The organism is Pseudoroseomonas cervicalis ATCC 49957 (genome assembly GCF_000164635.1).
Lineage (GTDB): Bacteria > Pseudomonadota > Alphaproteobacteria > Acetobacterales > Acetobacteraceae > Pseudoroseomonas > Pseudoroseomonas cervicalis.
Window position 1 is genome coordinate 812,385 of the sequence record NZ_GG770777.1, and the last position, 1,640, is coordinate 814,024.

The window sequence follows — 1,640 nt, forward strand, 5'->3', positions numbered from 1 at the left end:
AGGCCGCCGGAGCCGGCCGCGGCGCCCGCGCCGGTGGCGGCGCCCGAGGTGTCCTCGCTGGCGCAGGCGGAGAGCAGGGCGGCGGCGGCGAGCGCGCCAAGAAGCTTCATCTGCATGGGTGTCGATTCCCGTTTCAGGTCGAATTAAAGCCGCGGTTACGCTCCGATTGGGGCGCCTTCAAGGCACAGAATACCGCAGCGGCGGAATGGTTGCCCCTCCCCCATTGCAAAGCTCTGGACTGCGATGTTGGGAAACCGGCGCGGAGCGGAAGGGCGCGGCCAAGGCCTGCGCGCGGCCCCGGAACGCGCCATGGCATTCCGGGGCGGAACACGGCTCAGGACGAGAGCAGCGGCGACCAGCTCGGGTCGGTGGCGTCGGTGGGCGTGACGATCTGCCGCTCGTTGAAGCCGGCGATGTCGATCATCGACAGGCGGGCGGAGTAGCCGCCGCCGCGCGCGTCGCGCGCCTGGCTCTCGCGGTAGAAGGCCAGCACGCGGCCATTCGGCGCGAAGCTCGGGCCTTCCATCGACCACCCCTCGGAGAGGATGCGCTCGCCCGAGCCGTCGGGGCGCATCACGCCGATGCCGAAGCGCCCGCCGGAGATGCGGGTGAAGGCGATGAGGTCGCCGCGCGGCGACCAGACCGGCGTGGCGTAGCGGCCATTGCCGAAGGAGATGCGGCGCGCGCCGCCGCCGCCGGCATCCATCACATAGAGCTGCTGGTCGCCGCCGCGATCGGAGTTGAAGACGATCTGCGACCCGTCCGGCGAATAGCTGGGCGAGACGTCGAGCCCGCCGCCCGAGGTGAGCTGCCGCTCGCGCCGCGAGGCGAGATCGACGACATAGATGTTGGCGTCGCCGCCGCGCGCCGAGGAGAGCACGACCGAGCGGCCATCCGGCGAGAAGCGCGGGCTCAGCGTCATGCCCTGGAAATTGCCCAGCACCTCCTGCCGGCCGCTGTCCAGGTTGAACAGGTACACGCGGGGCTGGTTGTTGAAATAGGACATGAAGGCGATCTGCCGCGCATTCGGATGGAAGCGCGGGGTCAGCACCTGGAAGCTGCCATCGGTCAGGAAGCGGTGGTTCTCGCCATCCTGGTCCATGATCGCCAGGCGCCGGGTGCGGCGGTCACGCGGGCCGCTCTCGGCGACATAGACGATGCGGGTGTCGAAATAGCCCTTCTCGCCCAGCATCCGCTCATAGATCACGTCGGAGATGACATGGGCGATCTGCCGCCAGTTGGCGGCGTTGGCGGTGTAGGCGGTGCCCTGCAGCTGCTGCTCGGAGCTCACTTCCCACAGGCGGAACTCGATGCGCGCGCGGTCGCCCTGCGGCTCGGCCCGGCCGGTGACCAGCGCCTGGGCGCCGATGACGCGCCAGTCCTGGAAGCGCGGCGCGGCGGCCGCGGCCTCCGGCGTCTGGATGTAGGCGCCGCGCTCGACCGGGCGGAACAGGCCGGAATTGCGCAGGTTGTTGGCGATGACGCGGGTGATGTTCTGCCCGAGCTGCTGCGCCTGGGGCGAGCCGCCGGCGAAATCGGGCAGCGCGATCGGGATCGGGTCGGTGCGCGCGCGGGTGATGTCGATCACCTGCCCGCCGGCGGCCGTGCCGCCCGGGGCCGGCGCCTGGGCGCGCGCCAGC

The 1,640-nt window shown here is 71.0% G+C and carries 1 protein-coding gene; it reads right to left on the bottom strand.

Annotated features, from left to right (window positions below):
- Nucleotides 1–334: 334 nt before the first annotated feature.
- Nucleotides 335–1,639, bottom strand: a complete 1,305-nt coding sequence (tolB, locus tag HMPREF0731_RS03520) for a Tol-Pal system beta propeller repeat protein TolB (RefSeq protein WP_083854430.1) — start codon at nucleotides 1,637–1,639, stop codon at nucleotides 335–337.
- Nucleotide 1,640: the final 1 nt, after the last annotated feature.